Raw genomic sequence first — 23,821 nt, 5'->3', positions numbered from 1 at the left:
GTATAAATACCTCCTAAAATTATGTAGTTTCAACTTCATTATGAAGGAATTTCGATAATAAAGCAACATGTATGTTTACTAAGTCAGACGCCGCGGCGCTCAATTTCCTGGATGATTTGACTGTGAATATGGGTTCCTTGTTCATTGAGCCAAGGGGATAAATCACTCATTGCTCTGTGATTATAGTGGAGTTCGATCTCCGTCCATTCACTAGGCTTCATTGAGCTTAACTCCTGAAAATCACGTATATTTCGTGGGTATGACGCCGCGGACTCATCTTTGTTTGACATGGATTCACCTCCATTCCTTGCACATCCTTCTATAAAATCCGACGTTAGCACGATTTTTATACATGAGGTGATATCTTTTAGACGATAAATATGCTAAATATTTGAAATAATTTGGTGAAAACGCTTGCATTTAAGCGCTTTCAAGAGGAAAACCGAAAAAAACTAAGTTTTTTGTGAATTTTAACACATTTTTAGCAGGATTCCGCACTTTTTTGTCGTATTTACTACTTTACCAAAAAATTATTCCTAACAAATAAAAGTGGAATTGGGAGAGAACCGTATGCACGTTCGTTCATTTCAGCTTGGTGATACCTCTTCGGTGAAGACACTTCTGCAGGATGTTTTATCGGAAACCTGCTATGAAGAAACGATTGAAGCTTTCGCACGTCAACTATCATGGGATACAGAGCTTGTTTTAATCGCTCAAGAAGAAGAGCAAGTTGTAGGCATGATTATCGGTACGATTGATAACAACAATGGCTACTACTATCGGATCGCAGTTGCAACAGAGTATCAACGTAAAGGTATCGGTAAAGCTTTGATCGAAGCAATGAAGCAAAGGTTCCTTCATCGGAACGTGAAGAAGATTATGGTAACGGTGGATGTTCATAATGAAATGGTGCTGCCTGTGTACGAGTCTGCTGGTTACAGCACATCGGACTTTTCCCGTACCGCACATCGTCTCAGCATTGTGAAGAAAGTCAGTGTTTAACTGATCGTTCGGATATCCATGAAATGAATAGATTTGGAACGAGGGAAGCATATCTGTGCCGCCATTGCAATTGGGGGTCAGATATGCTTTTCTATATAATATGGGAACTTTTCGGCAGCTACCAATAGAGGAGCTTTGGACATGGATAATTTCGCGCCGTATGTGATAAAAAGCTTCAAACATGATGGCCATCTTCACCGGATGTGGCTGACGAATTGGCGAGTACCGCAGCACATCCTCCATGCCGATCACCAGAAGCAAGAAATGATGGTGTTTATTAACAGCCAGACCAAGATTCAGGAAGCTGACGGCAAGGAGTGGGTTAGCCGTATTCCAGGGGTATCTTTTTTTATTCCCAAAATGTGGTTTAATATTGTTGCGCTTATAGAAGAAACAGGTGTTAGATATTACTGCAATGTCGCATCTCCCCTGTATGTGACCCAGCAAGTACTGACTTATATTGACTACGACCTTGATGTTATTCGAATGCCGGATCGTTCCGTGCATATCGTAGATCAAGATGAATATGAACGCCATAAACTGAATTATCACTATTCTTCTCTTGTGGAAACGAAGGTGAAGGAAGGTCTTGCAGCTTTACTTGCGCTGGTGAACGCGGACAAGCCGCCGTTTCAAGATGATATGGTTATGTATTATTACGAGCAGTGGGAAAAGTATAGAACGGAGGAGCATAAATGAGCTTCTTTGTAGGACGCACTGAATCGAATAAAGCAGCTTCTCAGCCTAAGAACTATCATGAGGCTAAAAGCCTAACCCATGAGCTATGGGATTGGACGAAATCCATTCTTGTAGCTCTTCTTGTCGTTATTCTCGTACACCAATTCGGATTCAATCTCTCCACGGTTCGAGGTCACTCCATGCAGCCAACCTTGCAGGAGGGGGAATGGTTGTTCGTGAACAAAGCCATTACGTACGTGAAGGCACCCAAACGCGGAGAGATTGTCATTCTCAAAGAGTCTGAGGAGTTTGTCACAGTGACGCATCCTTTCTTGGTTAAAAGGATTGTCGCAATTGCTGGCGACGAGGTGCAGGGCCGAGCCGGTTTTCTGTATGTAAACGGCGACAAGATGGAGGAGCCGTATACAGATACGCTCATCGAGGACGGAGACTTTGGACCGACACGCGTCGGGCAAGGTCACGTCTTCGTGATGGGCGATAACCGCCATGCGGCGGCAAGTGGCGACAGCCGCAGGTTCGGGGATGTTCCGACGGGTCTGATCCAAGGCCGAGCTGAATATGTACTGTGGCCATTCGCAATGGCCAAGAAGCTTTAAAGTTAACGGACGCGAAAGAAGAGAGAGGTGAGAGGGTTGGCGGTTTCCATAGCAGCAGGAACAGATGCGGATTGGCGCAAGCTTCAACAAGAGATCGTGGAAGCCGCGTCGTCCCTCGGTATTGATAAGATCGGCTTCACGTCAGCAGAGCCGTTCACGGAACTGAAAGAGATCCTTCTCCACCATAGGGAGAAGGGGTTTGAATCCGGCTTCGAGGAGCCGGATATCGAGAAGCGGGTACATCCAAGCTTAAGCTTCGACGCTCCTCAGTCGATCATTTCCATCGCTGTTGCGTACCCGTCGAAACTGCCGAACCCACCCCGATCCGAGCCTGGGGCTTATCGGGGGATTATTTCGCGCTCCTCGTGGGGGAGCGACTACCACGACGTGCTTCGCGATAGGCTCGCGAAGCTGGAGGCTTTCATCGCACAGCGCGTGCCTGATGCGAGACTGCAAAGCATGGTTGATACCGGTGCACTGGTCGACCGCGCCGTGGCCGAGCGGGCTGGGATCGGTTGGACCGGCAAAAACTGCGCCGTCATCACCCCCGAGTGGGGATCGTGGGTTTATTTGGGCGAAATGATCACGAATATACCGTTTACATCCGATACATCTATTATGGATCAGTGCGGGGACTGCACGATTTGCATCGATGCCTGTCCCACTGGAGCGCTAGTCGGTCCAGGGCAGCTGAATTCAAGCCGCTGCATCTCTTTCGTCACGCAGACCAAGGGCTATGTCGATGACGAGTTTAAGCTGAAAATCGGCAACCGCCTCTATGGCTGTGACACCTGTCAGATCGTCTGTCCGAAGAACAAGGGGATGAACTGGACGCATCATCCTGAGCTCGAGCCTGACCCCGAGAAGGTCAAGCCGCTGTTAATCCCCTTGCTGACTATGTCGAACAAGGATTTCAAGGAGCAGTACGGGCGCATTGCAGCGTCCTGGAGAGGCAAGAAGCCGATCCAGCGCAATGCCATTATCGCGCTCGGGAATTTCAAGGACAGGACAGCTGTATCCGTCCTTAGAGAGCTGCTGCTGACGGATCCTCGCCCTGAGATCAGGGCTACGGCAGCGTGGGCGCTAGGTCGGATTGGCGGCGAAGACGCGGCAGCTGCTCTAGATAAAGCTCAAGAAGCCGAGCAGGAAACCGCTGTTATGCAGGATATCGAGAAGGCGCTCGACGTAATAAGCCATTCTACAGCTGATAAGGGGGAGAAAGAGCAGATATGACACAGCAACAGACACAAGCTGCGACCGTCCTTTCCTATACGGAGGTTAATTCTCCAATAGGTCCTCTTGTTCTAGTATCGACCTTACAGGGAATTTGCAAGGTTGATTTCGGCACCTACGAACAGAACCAAGAGAAGCTGCAGCAATGGGCTAACCGCTGGTTTGGCAGGCATGAGCTGCAAGAGAATGCCTCACGGCTCGAACCGATTGTACAGCAGTTGGAGCAATACTTTAGAGGAGAACGTTTAAGCTTTGAGGGTGAACTGGATTTACAGGGAACTGAATTTCAGAAACAAGTCTGGACAGCACTGCTCTCTATTCCATATGGAGAGACAGCTTCCTATAAACATATTGCAGAAACCATAGGCTCGCCGAAAGCCGTCAGAGCGGTTGGTGGAGCTAACAATAAAAACCCAATTCCCGTCATTATCCCTTGTCATCGCATTATTGGCGCTAGTGGCGACCTTGTTGGTTACGGCGGAGGTCTCCCAATAAAAGTGCTCTTGCTCGATTTGGAACGGAGCCCGAATACGGTAATAACTAATAAATAAAACGTGGAGTGAATCCTATGAAATATGTGCATTTGGATTCCGTTGAGCCGGGTCAAATTTTGGGCCGAACGATATTTGCCAGCAATGGAGCTGTTTTGCTTTCAGAAGATGTGCAATTAACGGTGTTTATGATTAACACGCTAAACCGAATCGGAGTCACAATGATTTACATCAAAGATCCGAACCTAGAGGATGTAGAAATCCCGGAAATCCTTTCGGATGAAACCAAACGTATCGTTATGCAGCAAATGGGTCAAACGTTTGCGGCTATCCAGTCGGGTAAGGAATTTAACTCGCGTGCTATGAGCATTTCGATTAATACGCTGCTGGATGAGATCATGAAAAATAGGGATGTCCTCGTGCAGTTGACGGATATTCGTACGCAGGATAACGAGATGTATATCCATGCAACGAATGTCTGTATGATGGCCGTGCTCATTGGGATTAATATGGGATTCAATGGAACCCAATTGAAGGAACTAGCCATTGGTGCGCTTCTGCATGATGTGGGTAAGGTGGAGCTTGTTTGCGATGATGAGTCGCCCGACATGAAGAAGCATCATACTTGGCGCGGCTTCGAGCTTCTGAAGAACAAGCGTGAATTCAGCCTGCTCATTGCCCATGTAGCCTTCCAGCATCATGAAACGCTTAACGGTCAAGGGGTTCCAAGAGGACTTATGAGTGAAGATATTCATATTTATGCGAAAATTACGGCCGTCGCGAATAGGTACGATAATCTGCTCTTTGATGTCTCCTTAGGGCGCCGGATGCTGCCGCATGAGGCTTGCGAGCATATGATGGCGGTAGCGGAGACCCAGCTTGATCGCGATGTCTTGATCCAGTTTCTGAAAATCGTCTCGATCTATCCGACGGGAGCTTCCGTTCGTTTGTCCAATCGGGAGACAGGTGTCGTGGTCGGACAGCATAGAGGACTGCCAAGCCGTCCAATTGTGCGAATCGTGAAGCAAAATACGATGGATAAAGAGCTAGATATCAAAGAAATTGATTTGGCCAAGCATACGACCATTTTCATCGAACAGGTTCTGTAATAAAGGGATAGTCATTTGTAAAGAGATGAACAGAAATGATATGATAAGGCAAGCAATCGATATCAATTTGTACATGCAGGGGGCATAAATATGTGGAGTTATCTGATTCCCATTCTCACGTTAATTGTTGGCTTGGTCGGTGGGTTCTTTATCGGCGTATTCTATTTAAAAAGACAGCTGGAATCCATGCAGAACAATCCGGAAATGCTGCAAAAAATGGCGAAGCAAATGGGCTACAACATGAATAAGCAGCAACTGAACAAAGCACAGCAAATGATGAAAAACCAAAAGTGGAAATAGGACGTAGGGTTAGAATAACCCTTCAAAAGGGCTCTGCTGTTTAACCGTACGAACGGTGGGCAGCAGGAGCCTTTCCTAATATAGAGTAGGACATACCAGTACTATTCAGAGGTGGCTCAAGCGATGGCTAGCAACAAAGACCGCATCATGGAAGCAGCCATGGATTTATTTCATGATCATGGTTTTCAAGGAACGGGTCTGGAAGATATATTGACGAGCAGCGGGGTATGCAAGAGCAATTTTTACTACCATTTTAAAAGTAAAGAAGAACTAGGTTTGAAAGTTATTGAGCGCAAGGTTCAGGAGATGCGGCAATCTGTGATGGAGCCTAGTTTGGGTAATTCGCAATTATCGCCGAAGCAGCGGGTGCTGGCATTGTTTGAACGCATGCTGGCTTTTTGTGAGGAGCATGAATGCCGCAGAGGCTGCTTCTTCGGTAATCTGGCCTTGGAGCTGAGTGACAGCTCTGAGGAGCTGCGTAAGCCGCTGAGCCGCTTTTTTAGGGAGTTGGAGGCTGAGGTAGAATCCTGTTTGCAGGAAGGTAAGAGACAAGGCGAGCTGCTGCTGCAGGGGTTAACCCCAGTGGAGCTGGCGACCCCGATAGTATCCCTTCTACAGGGTGGGATGCTGCTTACCAAAACGCACAAAGACAGCAGAGCGCTGCGAGACAGTATCAAGGTTTTGACCGTTTGTATAGGGTAGAGGAGAAGAAAGAGGAGTGATAAAAAGATGGCGTCTATTGACTACAAAAATACAAGAGTTGCTGAAAATCGGGAGCTGATTGAACAGCATGTCCGAGAGATTTTACGGCTGATTGGCGAGGATGTAGATCGGGAAGGATTATTGGACACACCTGCTCGCGTAACCCGTATGTATGAAGAAATTTTTTCGGGCTATGAGGCGAATCCGCGCGATGTGATGGGTGTAACTTTTGATGAACAGCACGAAGAGTTGGTTATTATTAAGGACATTATCTATTACAGTCAATGTGAGCATCATATGGCGCCCTTTTTCGGGAAAGTGCATGTAGGGTACTTGCCTAGCGGAAAAGTGGCTGGACTTAGCAAATTTGCTCGTCTGGTTGATGTGGTCACTCGTAAGCTGCAGGTGCAGGAGCGGATTACTTCAGAAATCGCCGACATTCTAGATGATGTGCTAAAGCCGCACGGCGTCATGGTTGTCGTGGAGGGAGAACATATGTGTATGTGCTCCAGAGGCGTGAAAAAATACGGAAGTCAAACGATTACCTCGGCTGTTCGCGGTTCTTTCCGCACGGACTCAACACTTCGTACCGAATTTCTGTCTTTGTTGAAATAAAGCAATGCGTAAGAGGGATGTGCATGGAGACAATAGTCTTGTGCAGCATCCCTTTTTTTGTTCAGGAAGCGCGTCATGACTTGTTGCGAGGTAGACGATATAGTATTATTTTACCACATAAGTAAGTTTAAAATTTTCGAAGAGGTTTATCTCGCGGTCGCTCAACTTTGAATGCTCGAGGGAAGTTTTCTCACATAATTCAAGATCCCCAAGGGACTATCGTACATGCAGTAGCATAAACTGATAGGAAACATGAAGAGGTTTACGGAGTGGCTAATTGAACAAATAAACTACGAACTATACCGGGCGTCCGGCAACAGCACTAGAGGAGGCAAGCTTATGAACAACATACGAAAATATCGGCCAGGTGAGGCCGGTTCCTCTAAATTGAGTGAAGAACGGGATGAATTTGAGCGGGATTATGCGAGGTTAATTCAATCTCCGACCTTTCGTCGGCTGCAGGGTAAATCTCAGGTGTTCGGCGCAGGATCAGGTGATTACTATCGAACACGTTTAACACATTCGCTCGAAGTATCCCAAATTGCCAGAGAAGTGGCGAAGCGTTTAGAACGGACGAATCCTTTTTTGAGTAAAAGAGAGCACCCTGGCTTGATCATTGATCCTACTGTCGTTGAGTGTGCGTCGATCGCTCATGACTTCGGTCATCCGCCTTTCGGGCATAAAGGGGAAGAGGTTCTGAATCATATTTTAATGAGGGATCATGACTTAAAATATGAAGGCAACGCCCAAAATTTCCGTATCCTGATGTTTCTCGAAAAAAGAGCAGGCAGTGAAAGCGGCCTGGATCTTACAGCTGCAGTTCTTCTTGGAATTAATAAGTATCCATTTTTGATTGAGGAAGAAGGCCGACTTAAGGGTGTCTATGCCTCGGAGTGGGAAATCATTCGTGATCTGCGCTCGCAATGGAACATGCCGGAGGGCACTTCGACCTTGGAAGCACAATTGATGGATTTATGCGACGATATTGCGTACTCCACCCATGATATTGAAGATGGAATTCGTGCTGGTAAAATTCAAATGAACGCAACCTTTTTTGAGGATCAAAGACTGATTCGTCATGTGGTCATGGAAATATTAAATGATCCTAATAAGCATAAATTCGGCTGGGAGCAAGTCAATATCGAGCAAATGGTCAGGCAAGTTCTGTCAGACTATCTGGACCAATGGGAGCAAATTTTCTCAGAGTGTAACGGGGAAGAATCGCGTACGCGCAGAGAGATGAAAGCACGCTGGGTGAGCTCTTTCGCAAGTAGCCTGGACATACTGGATGACCCTGACCGAGGCTGGAAAAAGGTTGCGCTCGTGAAAGACGGAGCCGAGGATATGAATCTGCTGCGAACGATGGAAATCCTCAAGAAGCTTGCATGGGTCACGCTGATCAAAGACTTTCGCGTGCTGCGTCTGCAAAAACGCAGCGAGATCATCGTCGAGCGCCTGTGGGACAGCTTCATCGACAAGGACAAGGGGCAGTGGATCATGCCTCCCGACTGGATAGATAGCTACGAGCGCCGTAATGCTATCTGGAGCTGGCCGCGTTTCGTCGCGGATTACATTTCCGGTATGACCGACGCCTACGCGGAGAAAGTCTACGCCGAATTGTTCGCAAGCAAATCCGGCTCGATTTATGAGATGGATTAGTTGGGTGAAACGATGCGAAAGCGAGTAGGCGCGGTATAATTAGACGCAAAAAAATATCGGCCCGCGAGGGGCCGATTTTATAGGGAGGAGGGAATACCAAGGTTAGCTTGCATTGGAATAGTTGTGATACCGTTAAGGAAATTCATCGTTCGGCGCATATACGATTTCGGCTCTGCTCGGTACAGCAGCTCATGCTGCGCTTTTGGGATGATCCACAGCTTGGATTTTGAGTCTTTTTGCTGCTTGAACATATCTTCTACCAGGCCATAGGGTGCTTTGTAATCTTCCGTTCCATGGATGAAGAAAATCGGCATCGGATAAGCTGTTGAGGTTACTTTGTTGTAAGGCACTTCTTGCAAGCTTACACCATTGAGCAAAGGGAAGAATAAGCGTACAAGCGGTAAAGATGGAAATTTAGGCACGTTAACGACTTGCTTCATATTATGATAGAGTGTGTCTGGATTAAGCAAAAAAGTGCTGTCCAGAATCATCCCCGAAATATCGTTGCCACTTTGAAGAGCAGTCTGTAGTGCTGTTCCTGCTCCCATTGAGAAGCCCCAAATATAAATAGGACCGGTAGATTCCTGCTTGATATAATGGATGGCGCCAAGCAACTCTTGCGATTCTTGAATGCCGCCAGTCATAATTCGTTTGCTGTTAGGGTGCACATAGCCATAGTCGAACATGAGAACATTGTAGTTTTGCAAATGAAGTTCGCGGGCTAAGTTGTAAATGGGAACCCAAAGTTCTTCGCGATTACCGCCGTAACCATGGGAGAAGATAACAGTTTTGTCGGACTTACCAGGAATGAACCAACCGTCTAGGTTTGACGTACCATTCAGACTTGGGAAGGTCACATTGTTGTAAGGAAGACCAACGGCCCTCATCGGATCCGAATATAGCGGGTCAATATGCGGCCGAGCCAGTGTCCAAGCAATATAGGCGTGAAAACCAAGAAGTAAAGAAGTGCATAGAATTAGAAATGAAATGAGGATGGTAAAAACCAGCCTTTTTTTGCGCAAAATCGGTCGGGTGACCACTTGCTCCATTGTGGGTTGTAGTGAACCAGTTCCAGGGGATAGAGATGTTGTTGACATCGTAGTACCCTCCCTCCATTAAAATTAGTGAGATTATGCTTCTGCGGGTTAGAGGTTAAAGGGAGAATAAATTATTTAAATATTCAGATAAGTATTCTATTAACTTAATATTATTCTGTATGCGCTTACAAGTCAATGAGATTGCGCTAATTGTAAGCCCTTTGTAATCGTCCTGTAACAATGAGAAAACAGATGTTTGACTATATATAGGGATCTTTGGTCAAGACCAAAGTCTCTCCTTATAGGGATCTTTGGTCAAGACCAAAGTCTCTCCTTATAGGGATCTTTGGTCAAGACCAAAGTCTCTCCTTTACGGGTTAAAAGAGTTTCGTTATACTAAATATAACTGAGTTTCATATAGTGAAACTTTTTCACACGGATGAAAGTGGTGTAAAGCGATGGAAGATGGCAAGCTGACGGTGCGTGCTGTAGAGCGTGCTTTAGATATTTTGCTTTGTTTTACAGGGGCGTCGGAATTGACGCTGACCGAAATAGCAAGTCGTGCCCAGCTTCACAAAAGCACGGTGCACCGCCTTCTGGCATCCCTAGAAGGCAAAGGCTTCATCATGCGAGATGGCTCGACGGAAAAATACAGACTCGGTTATCGGCTATGGGAGTTGTCCGCTAACCTCTCCAAAGAGGGAGACCCCGGCATCATTCTGCTGCCGGAAATGGAACAGCTGCGCGATCAACTCGGCGAGACGATCTCGCTGTACGTGCAGGACGGACTGGTGCGCGTACGCGTCCAAGCCGTACAGAGCAACCACGCCATTCGCCGCGTTGCCCCAGTCGGGGCACGAATGCCCTTATACGTCGGCGCCTCGAGCAAGGTGCTCGTCGCCTTCGCTGAGCCAGGGCTGCAGGAGCAGCTTCTAGCCTCGGCCGATTGGCCGACAGGGCTAGATCAGACTGCATTCCTGCAGCAGCTCAGCGACACCCGACGCGCTGGCTTCGCCACGAGCGTCGAAGAGCGCGAACCCGGTGCGGCGGCTGTGTCCGCACCAGTTCTGGACCGCGGTGGCCGGCTCGTCGCCGCCCTCGCGGTCTCGGGTCCAGCGAACAGGCTCACGCTGGAGCTGATGCAAGAGCAGGCGCCGCTCATTGTGGAGGCGGCGCGGCGTATGGGAACGATGCTGCGCTAGCGCATCGTCCTTTTAGGCGGCTTCGTGCTGGCGCGAAGCCGCGGCCCTACTCGTCATCCGTCGTCAGGATGACGGATGCTTTGCTTCTAGGAGGTCATACTAGAAGAGGGAAAGGGAGTGGCAAGTGATGAATAAGACAGCCTCGATGCTGGCGATCTGGATCAGTCTTGCCAGTAATATCGTACTGACCGCCATCAAAATCATCGTCGGCCTCAATTTCAAAAGCCAAGTGCTTATCGCCGACGGCATCCATAACGCGGGAGATGTCATTGCGACTGCAACTGCTTATAGCTCGATGCGCGTTTCCTCCAAACCAGCGGATGTGGATCATCCTTACGGGCATGGCAAAGCTGAGGTACTAGGAGCCTTCATTGTCGCTATCATTTTAGGTGGAGCAGCCATTTACATGGGCTACCACTCTATTCATGCTTTATTTGAGCCAGCGGGAGAGGCGCATATTATTGCATTTATCGCGGCGATCATCTCGCTAGTTTGGAAGCAGATTCTTTATGTCTACACGAAACGTATCGGCAATAGGGTCAATAGCAAAGGATTAATTGCCACTGCTTATGACCATTTGGCCGATGTATATGCTTCCATTGCGGCTTCGATTGGCATAGGTTTGGCTTTAATCGGGGATCACTACGACTATAATATATTGGCTTATGGAGACCCCGTGGCTGGTATCATTGTCTCGTTTTTAGTGCTGAAATTGGCGTACGAAATGGGCAGCGAGTCTTTCGACATTCTTATGGAGCGCAGTGTAAGTACGGCGTACATTGAACAATACGCGGCATTGATCCGAACTGTACCAGAGGTCAAACGAATCGATCGCCTACGAGCCCGTGAACACGGTCATTACATACTAGTGGACGCCAGACTTGCTGTTTCGGGTGAATTAACCATCCAAGAAGGCCATGACATTAGCCGCCTTATTAAACAAAAGATCAAAGAAGCGCATAGTGATGTGGATGAGGTGCTGGTTCATTTGAATCCTTGGTATGAGGAGTCAACTAAATCAGGCAGCGACTGATCTTGTAACTCTTGATCTAACCCCCACATTTAAAGCGAAATTGATGTACATTTTACATCTATGTAAAAACACCTCTACACGAGGTCGCTCACATGGAGCGGTTTCGGTAGAGGTGTTTGTGTTTGCTTCTCATACATCTTTTTCTTCTTTAATTACTTCGCAAAAATATGACTCCCAATCCGCACAGTCTGCGGACGTGACCAAATCCAAGCGCTCGTCGCTGTATCAGGATTAAAATAATAGATGGAACCCCTAGTAGGATCCCAGCCCCGAACAGCATCCTGCGCTGCCATGTAGGCTGTCTTATCGGGCTTCAACCAGTATTGGCCGTCACTAACGGCGGTAAAAGCCCCAGGCTCAAATATAATGCCTTGAATGGTAGTCGGGAACTTACTCGATTGTAGACGATTCATGACAACGGCCCCAACGGCAACTTGTCCCTCATAGGATTCACCGCGAGCCTCGCTGTAAATCACCTTCGCCAACATATCCAATTCAGCTTGATTCACCGAATAGTTACGTAAAGCCTCCCATGTGTTCGCTCCAATGATGCCGTCAACGGTTAGACCATAATTATATTGAAAATTGCGAACAGCAGCGGCTGTAATCGGACCATATCTGCCATCCGCATTTTGTTGATAGTAGCCTAAAGTCTCGAGTCGGAACTGAGCGTCCCAGACATCACCGTTTTGACTGCCTTGCTTCAAAGTACCTGCTGCAGAAGCCGGCTGGCTCCATTCGCTTACGGTAAAACCTAGACCCATTGAAGCTAACAGCACGACAAGGACGAGTTTTTTTATCAACTTCATCTTCATCTCCCCTTTCGTTCTATTAGTATAGGTGCCGAGGAGGGGAGGCTCAACCCGCAGTTTTTGGTAATCCACACCAAACGCTTGGTGCTCTAAGGGAATTTAGGTTGTAAATATGGTTCAAATTACTTGCTGATTTGATCTTTTGTAAAAAATAAAAAGCCCGAGACCGCCAATAAGGCAATCCCGGACTTTTGCTGTGTGCAATGCGTTTTGTGTGTGTTTGCTGTATGCTGTATTAGTTTTTCTCAGAAATGATTTGACGAAGAACGGTTTGCAGGATACCACCATTACGGTAGTAATCTACGTCAACCATGCTGTCCAGACGCACAAGTACATTGAACTCGAAAGTTGTACCATCTTCACGAGTAGCTGTTACTTTTACAGTGGAACCTGGTTGTACATCGTTGCTCAAACCAGTGATATCGAATGTTTCGCGACCTGTGATACCTAGTGTTTTCCAACCATTTCCTTCAAGGAATTGAAGTGGAAGAACACCCATACCAACAAGGTTACTGCGGTGAATACGCTCGAAGCTTTCCGCGATTACGGCTTTAACGCCAAGTAGGAATGTACCTTTTGCCGCCCAGTCACGGGAGCTTCCAGTTCCGTACTCTTTACCCGCGATAACTACGAGGTTTTGGCCTTCAGCTTGATACTTCATAGAAGCATCGTAGATGGATTCAACTTCGCCAGTTGGCAGGTAAGTTGTTACGCCGCCTTCTGTTCCTGGTGCCACTTGGTTACGAATACGGATGTTCGCGAACGTTCCACGCATCATCACTTCGTGGTTACCACGACGGGAACCGTAGGAGTTGAAGTCTTCTTTTTTCACACCATGGTTAATCAGGTATTGGCCTCCAGGGCTGTCAACTTTGATGTTACCGGCAGGGGAGATATGATCCGTTGTAACGGAATCTTCCAAGAGTGCTAATGTTTTGGCATTGCGAATATCTGCGATATCATCCAGAACCGTACCCAGATCCGTGAAGAACGGAGGCTCTTGAATGTATGTGGATTTGTTGTCGAACTCGTACAGGTCGCCTTCTGGAATTGCGATTTGGTTGAAACGCTCATTCGCACGGAATACGTTGCTGTATTTATCACGGAACATGTCAGCGCTCATTGCTATGTCAAGAGCTTCTTGAATCTCTTGGTTTGTAGGCCAAATATCTTTGAGGTAGACAGGTTGATTGCTATGGTCGTAGCCGATTGGATCGTTAGCCAAATCAATGTTCACTGTTCCTGCAAGTGCATAGGCAACAACAAGCGGAGGTGATCCCAGGTAATTTGCTTTCACTTGAGCATGTACGCGGCCTTCGAAGTTACGGTTACCGGAAATAACGGCAGCCACAGTCATATCGTTATCGATGATGGCCTTGCTTACTTCTTCTGGAAGCGGACCAGAGTTACCAATACAAGTTGCGCAGCCGTAGCCTGCAACGTGGAAGCCAAGTGCTTCTAGAGGCTCAAGCAAGCCTGCTTTAATCAAGTACTCGGTAACAACCAGGGAACCTGGTGTCAATGAGCTCTTAACGAAAGCTGGTTTTCTCAAACCGCGAGCTACCGCTTTTTTCGCCACAAGTCCGGCACCTAACATAACGCTTGGGTTGGATGTGTTTGTACAGGAAGTAATCGCCGCGATGACAACTGCGCCTGTACCCATTGTGACAGTTTCGCCGTTTGGATAAACAACATCAACGACTTCTTCGATTTTCTCATCGGTAAGGCCATAGCCGCCTTTGTCGATAGGTGTACGGATGATGGAGTTGAAAGACTCCTTCATGTTCGTAAGCTCGACACGGTCTTGCGGACGTTTAGGACCAGCTAAGCTTGGTACTACAGCGCCAAGATCAAGTTCAATGATATCAGTGAACTGAGGATCTGGTGTGCTGTCTGTACGGAACATGCCTTGTGCTTTGTAGTAAGCTTCTACGAGTGCGATTTGATCTGCGTCACGACCTGTACTTCTCAGGTAGTTCAACGTTTCGTTGTCGACTGGGAAGAAACCGATTGTTGCGCCATACTCAGGAGCCATGTTCGCTACAGTTGCACGGTCAGCCAAAGAAATGTTGCTTAGACCAGGACCGAAGAATTCAACAAATTTACCAACAACGCCTTTTTTACGCAAAATTTGTGTAACAGTCAGAGCCAAGTCAGTTGCTGTGGCGCCTTCTGCCAAGTGGCCTGTTAATTTGAAACCAACAACGTCCGGAGCTACGAAGTAAAGCGGTTGTCCAAGCATACCAGCCTCAGCTTCAATACCGCCTACGCCCCAACCTACAACACCAAGTCCGTTGATCATTGTCGTGTGGGAATCTGTACCTACGAGGGAATCAGGGTAAACAACAGTTTCGCCATCGATCGTTTTCGTAGCTGCTACGGAAGCCAGGTACTCCAAGTTAACTTGGTGAACGATACCTGTTGAAGGTGGAACAGCACGGAAGTTGTCGAATGCCGTTTGTGCCCAACGTAGGAAACGGTAACGCTCTTCGTTTCTTTCGAACTCTAGGTTAATGTTGTAGTCAAGTGCATCCGGGGATCCGAAAGCATCGACCATAACAGAGTGGTCAATAACAAGGTCTACAGGAACGAGTGGGTTGATCCGTTTTGGATCTCCGCCTTCACGAGCCATCGTCGCACGCATTGCCGCAAGGTCAACAACGACGGGTACGCCTGTGAAATCCTGAAGAACGATACGAGCAGGAATGAAAGGAATTTCTTTGTTTTCATCGCGGCCTTCAGCCCAACCAGCGATTTGTTTAACATGTTCACTTGTGATGGCACGACCGTCGAATTGACGAATAGCGGCTTCGAGCAAAACGCGAATGGAGACAGGCAGATTGCTAACAGTTCCGTGGCCTTGATTTTCAAAGTCAGGAAGACTGTAATACTGGAACGATTTCGTTCCCACAGTTAACTGCTTACGCACAGAAAAAGAGTCCTTGTTGGACATGGGTAATTCCTCCTCAAAATATGTTATCCATTGGTTTCATCTAGTGAAACTCAATTTCATTAATCCCTCTACATCAAGTATAGCGTTTCGCTGTGTATGAGTAAAGATTAATTTCAATCATTTTTACCGTCAAAATGTCATATATTGAATCAATTCAAAGCAATTCGGGCTCGTCCTAAGGAGGATACCAAGATGTCCTGGAAAACAGCGCTCTATAACTACGTTCACGCTAAGAACCAGGCAGAGATCGATGGCTCTGCTGCACCTTTGGAAGCTTATGTCTCAGACAGCGCTTATGTACGGAAACAGGATGTCAAGGTACGTAGGCTCCTGAACAGTTACCGTGACCGTGATGCTAAATTGCTGCGTGGAGAAACAAAGCTGCGTCTTACTGGTGTCAAAGAATCACCTCAAGTGATTATCGCGGATATCCAATTACATCGGTTTCTAAACTATCGGATTGGGTCCATCGATCATCTTGAGGAACGTATTGAACCTGAACGTGTGTTCATAGATAGTACAGCGAACCGCTGGCAGGTCCGGTACACAGAACCTCTCCATGGAGAAAAGTCGCTTCCGAGCAAGCAGCGAGGCGTCTTTTTGCCTGACCATGAAGGTTTTGTGGATGGGCTCCGCAGAGCGCCCTCACTTCCTTATATCAATCATAGTATACTCAACAGCGGTGCTCAGGAATCAGCTCCTCGCAAAATCATTTATAATCGCGCCAAAGCGGTCCATTATGCAGAAACTTGGTGGCAAACCCCGAATCCCAAATACGAGGAATTTGAAGTCGATTGTACGAATTTTGTATCGCAGTGCCTCTTTGCAGGCGGGGCTCCTATGGACTATACTGGGAAAAGGGATTTGGGCTGGTGGTATGCTGGCAAAAAAGGCAATCAAGAGCTTTGGAGCTTTAGTTGGGCTGTTGCCAACAGTCTTCAATCATTCCTATCACATAGCCGCAAAGGTCTGCAAGGTCGTGCGGTAGATGATCCGCGAGAGCTTCAACCGGGAGATGCAATTAGCTACGACTGGGATGGCGATGGCCGCTATCAGCACAATACGATTGTGATAGGCAAAGATGCCAACGGGATGCCGCTGGTCAATGCGCATACATATAATAGCCGTAATCGCTATTGGGCTTATAAGGATTCACCTGCTTGGACAGAGAGAACGAAGTACGCTTTCGTTCGGGTTGCTGATGTAATGTAATAGGAAGCGTAAACGCAAATACTAAACGGAGGTACGTAATGAGCCGCAAAATACGAATTGGACTAATTTATGGGGGGAAATCCGGAGAACATGACGTGTCCCTGCAAACAGCTTTGGCGGTTATGAAAGCTGTGGACTTCAATAAATATGAGATCACACCGTTTTATATATCCAAAAAAGGTGAATGGAGAAGCGGTGCCCCCCTATTAGGTCCGGCTGAATCTAAGGAAGTATTGACTTTTAGCAGTGGAGAAACCGCTGCAGCCGCACCTGCTTCCAATGCTTTGGCACCCATATTTGGGGCCATTCAGACAAAGGGCGATGTAGCCATAGCTGCAACGAATACAGCTGGCACGAAGGACACAGGCTTAGACGTTATTTTCCCGCTGTTACATGGTACTTTCGGCGAAGATGGGACCATTCAAGGATTACTTGAAATGGCGAACATTCCATACGTAGGCGCAGGCGTGCTTGCATCTGCTGTCGGGATGGATAAAGTCATGATGAAAAAGGTATTTGCACAAGAAGGGCTTCCACAGTGTGTTTTCCGCCATTTCACTCGTACCGAGTGGGAAAAGAACCGTGCATATCACTTGATAGAACTTGAAACGGCTATCGGATATCCATGCTTCGTGAAGCCGGCTAATCTTGGCTCCAGTGTTGGTATTTCCAAAGCAAGAAATCAAGAAGAATTAATTAAAGCGGTCAATTTCGCTTTCCAATATGATCGCAAAGTTATTATTGAAGAGAATATCGATGCCCGCGAGATTGAAGTAGCCGTTTTGGGCAATGATGAACCTATTGCTTCTGTTGCTGGTGAAATCGTGTCCTCGAACGAATTTTACGATTACAAAGCAAAATATATGGATGGCAAATCAGCAATGGTTATACCTGCGGACATCCCCGAAGAAACGTCCGAACAGATCAGACAGCTGGCGCTTCAAGCATTCCTTGCAGTGGATGGCAGCGGCTTATCGCGTGTTGATTTTTTCTTAGGCAAAACCGATCATAAGATCTATATCAATGAAATCAATACAATGCCAGGCTTTACACCATTCAGTATGTACCCGCTGCTATGGAAAGAAACAGGTAAACCCTACAAAGAGCTGCTCGACGATCTTATTCGTCTCGCTATCGAACGGCATACAGCGAAGCAGAATATCCAATATTCTTTTGATGTGGAGTAGATGCATATGGGATTTCAAACAGAGTTCAATTCAGTCTGTAAGTTTAAGTCCGCACAGGAGCTGTATGAGCTACTAGAGTACGGCCGCGGCAAAATGGTGAAGAGCGGCTTCCGCGTCTTCCCGACCGGTCAGAAGGTCATTGCTTACACACCTGAGAATCAGGCAATTGCCATTGTCCGAATCGTTGCCTCTATCGCGGAAATTAATTTCCAAGGTGATGAAGTGACGCAAGTGGAGATGGAGCTCATTCGCCGTCTGACGGAAGAAGAGTCACGGATTCAGACCTCACTTGCTTATGAGATGTTTTTTGGTGAACAAGCATAGCGTATATAGAAGACATCGTCCGATACGGACGGTGTCTTTTTTTGAATACTTCATACAGAGGTTTATCTCAACTTTGTGAGTGCGGGGCTCGACTGATCGATATTGTTGTTTTCCGTTCCGTAAGGATGATTTACATCACTAAAGTATGCGCGAATGTAATAAGACCACCATGCAAAAGCCGCTATCACCATAGGTACTACAAGAACTTAGTACTTATTCTATCTAGCTTGAAGAACTACAATGTACCTATAGATATTCAGATTGGAGCGTGAAAAGGATGAGACAAAAATTCTTGACGGACAGAAAGTTTATTGCCTATTGGCTTTTCAATATTGGGTTAGGTATACCTACTCCATATGTACTTATTTATATGATTTTTGGGTTTTATGGCTTTATGTCGCCTCCATCGATGCAAGATCGGTATATGGCGGCGGGGGTGCTTTGCGTCTACTTGTTGGTTTGGTTTATCGGAAACTACATGTGTTTACGAAAAGAAGATCGAGGCACCAAGTTCGGTATGTTAGCGTTAAGCCTGCTGCCACTGGCGATTTCGTCTTTTATAAGCTTCAAAATCATAGCATCCATCTCATCCTAATTAGTTGAGTTGTGTATGTGCAGCTGCTCCAGAGGGTACCCTATGAAAGGAATTTTTTCATCAACCATAACAAATGCATTCGTCCAACAGGACGATGTAAGCCGTTTATCCTTGCATACTCTTCTTGGAGGTTAACCTTGCATGATTATTCGCCTTGGGTATGTGGCTATGTCGACGGTAGTCAAGAACGCTTCTCCTTCCAAAACGATGACAGTCACGAACTTCAGTAAGCTTTTGGATCGAGACGCGGCCATTCGGAAGCTAGAGCGACTTGGCGCCGAAAATTTGCATAATACGCTTAGATTGCTAAGGCACAACCGTGCGCATGACATCATGGTGTTTCGTTTTTCCTCCAGGCTGATCCCTCTCATTGGACATGAAATGTTAGGTGACTGGGACCCCATTGCCACGCTTTCTGCGGAATTCCAAGAGCTTGGCAGCTACGCTAAGCAGAATGGCATGCGCGTAAGCTTTCATCCAGATCATTTCACCGTCCTGAGTACGCCAAAGGAAGATGTTCTGCAGAAATCAGTGGAGGATCTAGAGCGGCATACGGCTATGCTTAACGCGATGGGGCTGGGTATGGAAGCCATGTGCACAATTCATATAGGTGGTTCCTACGGCGATAAAGAGAAGGCGGCTAAGCGATTTATTCAGAATTTTTCCGCGCTGCGCCCTGAAATTCAGAGGAGGATCACACTTGAGAATGATGATAAAACCTTTACAGCGCAAGAGACACTTGATATTGCAGAAAAAGTAGGAGCGCCTATGGTGCTCGATATTCATCATCATGCGGTCAATAACAACGGGGAGGATGCGGCAGATCTGTGGCCGCGGATCCGACAAACGTGGTCGAGACAGGAGAGTGAGCAGTCGGAACAGGCTGCAAATGTCCTCCCACCGAAAATCCACGTTTCAAGTCCAAAAAGTGAAACGGATCTAAGAAGTCATGCTGATTACGTGAAGGTAGGACCTCTTTTGGCATTCTTACGTGCGATAGCTCCAACCACACCAAATCTCGATATCATGATTGAGGCAAAGATGAAGGATGAAGCGTTATTTCGCCTAATGGGAGACCTCAAAATGCAAGAGGGAGTTTCGGTTCTCGATCAAGCCTCCATCCAGCTATAACCGTTCAGATTTAATTCTTGAATTGTTGGACAAAATGGGGTACTTTGGAGAGTGGGAATGAACGACGCACAATCCATTGTGAGAGGGGCTTCTTAATACATGAGTCAATTGTTAACCGGAAAAAATATACTTGTAATGGGTGTTGCCAACGACCGCAGCATCGCTTGGGCTATTGCTCAATCCTTAGCGGCACAAGGAGCCAATCTTGTTTTTACGTTTGAAAATGAGCGTGTTGAGGAACGCGTTCGCAAGCTCGCAGATACGATTCCAGGCTCAACCCTGATGCCTTGCAATGTAACTGTAGATGCTGAGATCGAAACACTTGCATCTACACTCAAAGAGAAGTTCGGTGTGCTTCACGGTCTCGTACATAGTATTGCTTTTGCTAAAACCGAAGAGCTGGACGGGCTATTCGTTGACACATCGCGTGATGGTTTCGCATTAGCGCATGACATCAGCGCTTACTCCCTTGTAGCGGTATCGAAACGGATTTACCCGCTGATGACAGAGGGCGGCAGCATCATGACGATGACCTACCTCGGCGCTGAGCGCGCGATGAAGAACTACAACGTCATGGGTGTTGCCAAAGCAGCGCTGGAAGCTAGCGTGCGCTATCTGGCGAATGACCTCGGTCAATTCGGCATTCGCGTCAACGGTATCTCCGCTGGCCCGATCCGTACCTTGGCTGCCAAAGGCATCAAAGACTTCAACTCCATCCTGCGCCAAGTGGAAGAGAAAGCGCCGCTGCGCAAAACAACGGATACAGCCGAAGTAGGCGACACAGCGATGTTCTTGATGAGTAACCTTTCCCGCGGTATCACGGGTGAAGTTATCTATGTAGACGGTGGATATCATATCGTTGGCATTTAAACCAGCATACTAAGAAATTCCGTATTGCCTTATGGGTGATACGGTTTTTTTATGCAAAAAACAGGCTGATTCTTGTTAAAATGTAAAATTATACGAATATTTTGGGATGAAACGCACTAGTATTTAAAACGTATAATTTACTATACTGGAATTACCAATTAAATTAATGAAAAAGAAAGAGTTGATATAAATGGTTGATAGTAAGGTTGAGCCTTTCGTGGTGGGCAGTAAGAGCTTTACAGCGGTGGCCATTAATACGGCAGCTAAGGCTGGGCAATGGATTAAGAGCAAGCTGGGAGACATTAATCGTGTGGATACGAAGTACTCCTCTCAAGATTTGGTCACAGAGGTGGATAAAGGTTCGGAGAAGCTAATTCGTAATTTGATTATGACTCATTTCCCAGATCACTCCATTCTTGGTGAGGAAGGCGTGGAGCCTGGACCAGAGGCTTCGGCCAAAGCACTTCAAGCAATGAGCGATGAGGAGTATCTCTGGATCGTTGATCCGATTGATGGGACGACGAACTTTGTTCACGGCTTTCCTTTCTATTCCGTTTCGATTGCGCTGGCACATAAGGGTGAAATTATTGTAGGTGTCGTCTATGACCCTTCGCGTGACGAGCTTTTCGTCGCTGAAAAAGGGAAAGGCGCCTATATGCACGGCAATAAGACCGCTGTTTCGCTCGATAGCAAGCTATCCGAGAGCTTGGTGGCAACCGGCTTCCCTGCGGACCGTGACGGCGCGCTCCCGATCAATCTTAAAGGGACGTTGGCTTTGGCGCCAAAAGTCAGAAATCTTCGCTCGGGTGGATCAGCAGCGCTGCATATGGCTTATGTCGCAGCAGGACGATTAAGCGGGTTCTGGGAGATTGGTCTCAGTGCATGGGATGTTGCTGCAGGCTCGTTGTTGATTCAAGAATCCGGCGGTAAAGTGAGTGATACGGCTGGAAATCCATACAGGCTAGCCGTACGAAACGTGCTTGCTACCAACGGTCAAATTCATGACGAACTTCAGCAGGAGTTGGCTGGAGCGGGAGCGACAGGTTTGTAAGGAAGTGTTTTCGTTGCGGGGGCTACAATTCAGTGGTTGCGTGACGGTCTAAAACTTATTGAGACTAGCATGGAGAAGAGAGTCACAATGTGGCTCTCTTTTTTCTGCGCTATGGGCAGGACGGAAGAGAAGGAGGGAAATTTTTGAAATTAACCATCGCATGATCGAAGATCTCGAGCGCCATGGACGGTAAGTCAAGTCTGGTATAAACGCTCAACTTGCTCTATAATATGAGATATATCGTTTATTTAAACGTTTCAATTAACTGGACACGCACAGGCGTGATCGGGAAATGGATGGAGAGCTTCTATGACAGCAAATACGCAATCGCATTCAGGATCTAGCCCGGATATCATCACTTTTGGGGAAACGATGGCACTGCTCATGCCCTCCGGCGGCAAGGGACTGGAATACTCTTCTGAGCTTCACAGCTTGTTTGGTGGTGCCGAAAGTAATGTAGCTATTGGTATCTCACGGCTTGGCGGCAAGGTCGGCTGGTTCGGACGGTTAGGCAAAGATCCATTAGGTCGCCTGATTTTCAAAAAAATCCGTGGTGAAGGCGTCGATGTTTCACGTGCTGAGTTGACAGCAGAAGCTCCTACGGGGCTGATGATGCGTGAAGTACTTATGGGCAAAACGTCTGTCTACTACTATCGCAAAAATTCAGCAGCGAGTCAGATGAGTGCGAAGCATTTGGATGAGGCTTATATCGCTGGGGCCAAAATATTGCATATCACAGGCATTACTCCTGCCTTGAGCGAGTCTTGTAAAGAGGCGGCTTTCGAAGCTATTCGAATTGCGCGTAAGCATGGCGTTAAGGTCAGCTTTGATCCTAATTTGCGTTTAAAGCTTTGGAGTATCGAGGATGCACGTCCCGTGCTGTTAGAACTGGCTAAGCTGTCTGATATTTTCTTACCTGGTTTAGATGAACTGAAGCTGCTCTACCAGACAGAGGACTGGGATGTTATCGTGAGTAAGCTGCGTGAATTATCAGCGATATCCATCGTCAAGGGTGGGGAAAATGAGACGTACGTCGTAACCTCAGATAGCGTTACAGCAGTTCCTTATTTCAAAGCGGAGCATGTGGTTGATACCGTTGGAGCGGGTGATGGTTTCTGTGCGGGCTTTTTGGTTGGCTTGTTAAAAGAGTATGAATATGTGGAAGCCGTGCGCATCGGTAACCTTGTGGGCTCCTTGATCGTTCAGACCGAAGGGGACTGGGAAGGCGCACCGACTTGGGAACAAGTGGATGCTGTACTTAACGATGTTAAACATATAGAACGTTAAAATGCTTGAAATAGAAGGGTGTAGATTCTAATGAAAAAAATTAAACTTATCCAACAAATAACAAGTGAAGGTGTCGTTGCCGTTCTACGCGGCGATACGCCAGAAGAAGTCGTGGAAATGGCCGATCAAGCCATTGCCGGCGGTATTAAGGTCATCGAGGTCACAATGACCGTGCCTTTCGCGCTGCGCGCTATCGAGGAGCTTGCGAAGCGCTACTCGAGCACAGCGCAGGACGCGGCCAAGTACGCGATCATCGGGGTGGGCACAGCCCTGGACCCTGAGACGGCGCGTGCCGCGATCCTCAGTGGGGCCGAGTTCGTTGTCGGCCCATCGCTTAACCCAAAAACGGTTGAGCTTTGCAACCGTTACAGAGTGCCCGTCATGCCAGGGTGCATGACGATTCAAGAGATTCAGACGGCGCTTGAGCTCGGCGTCGATATCGTCAAGCTCTTCCCGGGCAATCTCTACTCGCCCGCGATGATTAAGGCCATTAAAGGTCCGCTGCCGCAGGCGAACATCATGCCGACCGGCGGCGTCTCGCTGAGCAACCTCGGCGAGTGGATCCAGGCAGGCGCTGTTGCCGTCGGCATCGGTTCCGATTTGACTAGCGAAGCCGTCAAAACGGGTAACTACAGCCTTGTCGCCAAGAAGGCGGCTCAATATATCGAGGCCTACCAAACGGCCAAGAAGTAGGAAATGCGTACGCTCCGTCGAAATGATG

Annotated in this window: 25 protein-coding genes; 21 read left to right on the top strand and 4 right to left on the bottom strand. The window is 47.4% G+C overall.

Annotation, left to right across the window (positions count from 1 at the left end; all coding sequences use genetic code 11):
• Window positions 1-83: 83 nt before the first annotated feature.
• Window positions 84-290 (bottom strand): hypothetical protein, encoded by a 207-nt coding sequence (locus QFZ80_RS30975; protein WP_307562546.1) that lies wholly within the window; start codon window positions 288-290, stop codon window positions 84-86.
• A 280-nt stretch (window positions 291-570) separates the two neighbouring features.
• On the opposite strand from QFZ80_RS30975, the gene QFZ80_RS30970 reads away from it, so the two are divergent.
• The 10 genes from QFZ80_RS30970 to QFZ80_RS30925 all read left to right on the top strand — a co-directional run bounded on the left by QFZ80_RS30970 (window position 571) and on the right by QFZ80_RS30925 (window position 8,406).
• Window positions 571-1,002 (top strand): GNAT family N-acetyltransferase, encoded by a 432-nt coding sequence (locus QFZ80_RS30970; protein ID WP_057303466.1) that lies wholly within the window; start codon window positions 571-573, stop codon window positions 1,000-1,002.
• Between the two features lie 141 nt (window positions 1,003-1,143).
• Window positions 1,144-1,701, top strand: coding sequence for a DUF402 domain-containing protein (locus tag QFZ80_RS30965; protein WP_307562545.1), 558 nt, complete (start codon window positions 1,144-1,146; stop codon window positions 1,699-1,701).
• Entirely contained in the window at window positions 1,698-2,297 is a 600-nt protein-coding gene (gene lepB / locus QFZ80_RS30960; RefSeq protein WP_307551791.1) for a signal peptidase I, read from the top strand. The genes QFZ80_RS30965 and lepB overlap by 4 nt, the downstream gene beginning before the upstream one ends.
• Window positions 2,298-2,333: 36 nt before the next feature.
• Window positions 2,334-3,530, top strand: a complete 1,197-nt coding sequence (queG, locus tag QFZ80_RS30955; RefSeq protein ID WP_307562544.1) for a tRNA epoxyqueuosine(34) reductase QueG — start codon at window positions 2,334-2,336, stop codon at window positions 3,528-3,530.
• Window positions 3,527-4,081 (top strand): methylated-DNA--[protein]-cysteine S-methyltransferase, encoded by a 555-nt coding sequence (locus QFZ80_RS30950; protein WP_307562543.1) that lies wholly within the window; start codon window positions 3,527-3,529, stop codon window positions 4,079-4,081. The genes queG and QFZ80_RS30950 overlap by 4 nt, the downstream gene beginning before the upstream one ends.
• A gap of 17 nt (window positions 4,082-4,098) precedes the next feature.
• The gene (locus QFZ80_RS30945; RefSeq protein ID WP_307562541.1) at window positions 4,099-5,130 is read left to right on the top strand and encodes an HD-GYP domain-containing protein; all 1,032 of its coding nucleotides are present in this window, start codon (window positions 4,099-4,101) and stop codon (window positions 5,128-5,130) included.
• Window positions 5,131-5,220: 90 nt separating this feature from the next.
• Window positions 5,221-5,430, top strand: coding sequence for a YneF family protein (locus QFZ80_RS30940; RefSeq protein WP_036632513.1), 210 nt, complete (start codon window positions 5,221-5,223; stop codon window positions 5,428-5,430).
• A gap of 123 nt (window positions 5,431-5,553) precedes the next feature.
• Window positions 5,554-6,132: a TetR/AcrR family transcriptional regulator gene (locus QFZ80_RS30935; protein ID WP_307562539.1), complete on the top strand. Its 579-nt coding sequence runs from the start codon at window positions 5,554-5,556 to the stop codon at window positions 6,130-6,132.
• A gap of 27 nt (window positions 6,133-6,159) precedes the next feature.
• Window positions 6,160-6,747, top strand: a complete 588-nt coding sequence (folE, locus tag QFZ80_RS30930) for a GTP cyclohydrolase I FolE (protein WP_029194495.1) — start codon at window positions 6,160-6,162, stop codon at window positions 6,745-6,747.
• Between the two features lie 339 nt (window positions 6,748-7,086).
• The gene (locus QFZ80_RS30925; protein ID WP_307562537.1) at window positions 7,087-8,406 is read left to right on the top strand and encodes a deoxyguanosinetriphosphate triphosphohydrolase family protein; all 1,320 of its coding nucleotides are present in this window, start codon (window positions 7,087-7,089) and stop codon (window positions 8,404-8,406) included.
• 77 nt (window positions 8,407-8,483) lie between these two features.
• Here the strand turns inward: QFZ80_RS30925 and QFZ80_RS30920 are convergent, their stop codons facing one another.
• The gene (locus tag QFZ80_RS30920) at window positions 8,484-9,503 is read right to left on the bottom strand and encodes an alpha/beta hydrolase (RefSeq protein ID WP_307551804.1); all 1,020 of its coding nucleotides are present in this window, start codon (window positions 9,501-9,503) and stop codon (window positions 8,484-8,486) included.
• Window positions 9,504-9,901: 398 nt separating this feature from the next.
• Here QFZ80_RS30920 and QFZ80_RS30915 point away from each other — a divergent pair, with 398 nt between their 5' ends.
• Window positions 9,902-10,645: an IclR family transcriptional regulator gene (locus QFZ80_RS30915; protein ID WP_307562535.1), complete on the top strand. Its 744-nt coding sequence runs from the start codon at window positions 9,902-9,904 to the stop codon at window positions 10,643-10,645.
• Window positions 10,646-10,772: 127 nt separating this feature from the next.
• Complete coding sequence (locus QFZ80_RS30910) at window positions 10,773-11,678, top strand: cation diffusion facilitator family transporter (protein WP_307551810.1); 906 nt, start codon at window positions 10,773-10,775, stop codon at window positions 11,676-11,678.
• Between the two features lie 152 nt (window positions 11,679-11,830).
• Here the strand turns inward: QFZ80_RS30910 and sleB are convergent, their stop codons facing one another.
• Window positions 11,831-12,487, bottom strand: a complete 657-nt coding sequence (gene sleB / locus QFZ80_RS30905; protein WP_307551812.1) for a spore cortex-lytic enzyme — start codon at window positions 12,485-12,487, stop codon at window positions 11,831-11,833.
• 238 nt (window positions 12,488-12,725) lie between these two features.
• A complete protein-coding gene (acnA, locus tag QFZ80_RS30900) occupies window positions 12,726-15,443 on the bottom strand; it encodes an aconitate hydratase AcnA (protein ID WP_307562533.1) in 2,718 nt (905 codons plus the stop codon).
• 192 nt (window positions 15,444-15,635) lie between these two features.
• Here acnA and QFZ80_RS30895 point away from each other — a divergent pair, with 192 nt between their 5' ends.
• The 9 genes from QFZ80_RS30895 (at window position 15,636) to QFZ80_RS30855 (ending at window position 23,793) form a co-directional block, all read left to right on the top strand.
• Complete coding sequence (locus QFZ80_RS30895) at window positions 15,636-16,655, top strand: amidase domain-containing protein (protein WP_307551817.1); 1,020 nt, start codon at window positions 15,636-15,638, stop codon at window positions 16,653-16,655.
• 38 nt (window positions 16,656-16,693) lie between these two features.
• The gene (locus QFZ80_RS30890; RefSeq protein WP_307562531.1) at window positions 16,694-17,842 is read left to right on the top strand and encodes a D-alanine--D-alanine ligase; all 1,149 of its coding nucleotides are present in this window, start codon (window positions 16,694-16,696) and stop codon (window positions 17,840-17,842) included.
• Between the two features lie 6 nt (window positions 17,843-17,848).
• A complete protein-coding gene (locus QFZ80_RS30885; RefSeq protein ID WP_057303481.1) occupies window positions 17,849-18,166 on the top strand; it encodes a hypothetical protein in 318 nt (105 codons plus the stop codon).
• A gap of 277 nt (window positions 18,167-18,443) precedes the next feature.
• A complete protein-coding gene (locus tag QFZ80_RS30880) occupies window positions 18,444-18,761 on the top strand; it encodes a hypothetical protein (protein WP_307551820.1) in 318 nt (105 codons plus the stop codon).
• A 141-nt stretch (window positions 18,762-18,902) separates the two neighbouring features.
• Window positions 18,903-19,892: a UV DNA damage repair endonuclease UvsE gene (gene uvsE, locus QFZ80_RS30875; RefSeq protein WP_307551822.1), complete on the top strand. Its 990-nt coding sequence runs from the start codon at window positions 18,903-18,905 to the stop codon at window positions 19,890-19,892.
• A 99-nt stretch (window positions 19,893-19,991) separates the two neighbouring features.
• The gene (gene fabI / locus QFZ80_RS30870) at window positions 19,992-20,762 is read left to right on the top strand and encodes an enoyl-ACP reductase FabI (protein WP_029194483.1); all 771 of its coding nucleotides are present in this window, start codon (window positions 19,992-19,994) and stop codon (window positions 20,760-20,762) included.
• Window positions 20,763-20,952: 190 nt separating this feature from the next.
• Window positions 20,953-21,813 (top strand): inositol monophosphatase family protein, encoded by an 861-nt coding sequence (locus tag QFZ80_RS30865; protein ID WP_307551825.1) that lies wholly within the window; start codon window positions 20,953-20,955, stop codon window positions 21,811-21,813.
• Window positions 21,814-22,122: 309 nt separating this feature from the next.
• Entirely contained in the window at window positions 22,123-23,100 is a 978-nt protein-coding gene (locus QFZ80_RS30860) for a sugar kinase (protein ID WP_307562529.1), read from the top strand.
• Between the two features lie 30 nt (window positions 23,101-23,130).
• Window positions 23,131-23,793 (top strand): bifunctional 2-keto-4-hydroxyglutarate aldolase/2-keto-3-deoxy-6-phosphogluconate aldolase, encoded by a 663-nt coding sequence (locus tag QFZ80_RS30855; RefSeq protein ID WP_307551828.1) that lies wholly within the window; start codon window positions 23,131-23,133, stop codon window positions 23,791-23,793.
• Window positions 23,794-23,821: the final 28 nt, after the last annotated feature.

This window comes from Paenibacillus sp. V4I7 (genome assembly GCF_030817275.1).
Taxonomy (GTDB): Bacteria; Bacillota; Bacilli; order Paenibacillales; family NBRC-103111; genus Paenibacillus_E.
This window is presented reverse-complemented; position numbering and strand designations above follow the sequence as displayed.